Source organism: Spongiactinospora gelatinilytica, assembly GCF_003236385.1.
GTDB classification, from domain to species: Bacteria; Actinomycetota; Actinomycetes; order Streptosporangiales; family Streptosporangiaceae; genus Spongiactinospora; species Spongiactinospora gelatinilytica.
The window spans coordinates 1-1,298 of the sequence record NZ_POUA01000702.1; the positions used below are offsets into that span (position 1 = coordinate 1).

Annotated in this window: 2 protein-coding genes; one reads left to right on the plus strand and one right to left on the minus strand. The window is 71.6% G+C overall.

The window, feature by feature from the left end; genetic code table 11:
- A partial coding sequence (locus C1I98_RS38735; RefSeq protein ID WP_146607926.1) for a sulfite exporter TauE/SafE family protein occupies positions 1-534 on the plus strand: 534 nt, incomplete at its 5' end.
- Here the strand turns inward: C1I98_RS38735 and C1I98_RS38740 are convergent.
- A partial coding sequence (locus C1I98_RS38740; protein ID WP_111172168.1) for a glycoside hydrolase family 26 protein occupies positions 482-1,298 on the minus strand: 817 nt, incomplete at its 5' end. The two genes, C1I98_RS38735 and C1I98_RS38740, sit on opposite strands and share 53 nt — an antisense overlap.

Consider the following 1,298-nt stretch of genomic DNA (forward strand, 5'->3'; position numbering starts at 1 on the left):
GCGGCCGACGGGCCGGCGGACGCCGGGGTCATGCCGGTCGTTGCGGTACGCCCGATTCCTACCCTACTGGTCGGTACGGTCGGCGGGCTGATCGTCGGGATCTCCTCCGTGGGGTCCGGCTCGCTCATCGTGGTCGCCCTGCTGGCGCTGTATCCGGCGCTGCGGGCCAACCAGCTGGTCGGTACGGACCTCGTGCAGGCCGTGCCGCTGGTGACCTCTGCGGCCCTCGGGCACCTGCTCTACGGCGACTTCCGGCTCGACCTGACCACGTCGCTGCTGGCCGGGTCGATCCCCGGGGTGTACCTCGGCGCGCGGATCTCGGCGCGCGCCCCCGGCGGGCTGATCCGCGCGCTGCTGACCGTCGTGCTGCTGGCCTCGGCGCTCAAACTGCTCGGAGTGAACGACATCGCGACACTGTGCGTCGTCGGCGTCGCGGTGGTGGCGGGCGTGGCCGGGTGGCGGTTCGTCCGGCCGGCCCGGGTCAGCGTTCCACAGGGGTCGAGCGAAAGTAGGAGTCCCGCGCCAGATCGGTGAACGCCCTGCGCGCGCCCGGGGAGGCGTCGAAGCGGGTGTCCCCCCTCGGGGCGTGCGGCGAGTCGAAGTAGACCAGCGCCTTGATCTGCGGATAGTGCTGGATCCGCCTGCGGACCGACCGGAAGAACTCCCGCTTGAAGGCCCGGTCGCCGGAGCGCTCGAACACCCCCCACTCGGCCACCATGATCGGCTTGCCGGGGAAGCGCCACTGCATCCAGCGGTAGAAGCCCGGCCAGTCCGGGTAGTCGGCGCGCCGCTTGTTGATCAGGCCGTCGAAGTCGCGTACGCGCCTGTCGGCGTAGGGGTCGAGCGCGACCCAGTCGACCACGTCGTCACCGGGGTAGAGCCGCTCGAACCACGGCTTGGACGCCCAGTTGGGCGCGCCCATGTACGTCATCACGGTGACCGCGTTGCCGACCCCACCGGCCCGCAGCCGCAGCACCACCCGCCGGTACATCGCGGCGTAGTCGTCGGCGGTCATCCCGGAGCCGGGGGCGGCGCGCACGTCGTTCTCCGGCTCGTGGTGGACGGTCAGGAAGAACGGCTCGCGGTAGGTCCTGGCGATGTGCCGCGCCAGCCGGTCGATCCGCCGGTCGATGGCGCCTGCGGCGATGGCGGCCCAGGTGTGCTCGAAGGACGGCTTCCAGTTGATCAGCAGCATCCGGCGGTCGCGCGCGAGGCCCTGTTCCTCCTTGGAGGGGAACAGCTCGTCCTCCCGGTGGTAGAGGTGCACGATGTCGGCCCGCCGCCCCATCCGGCGCTCG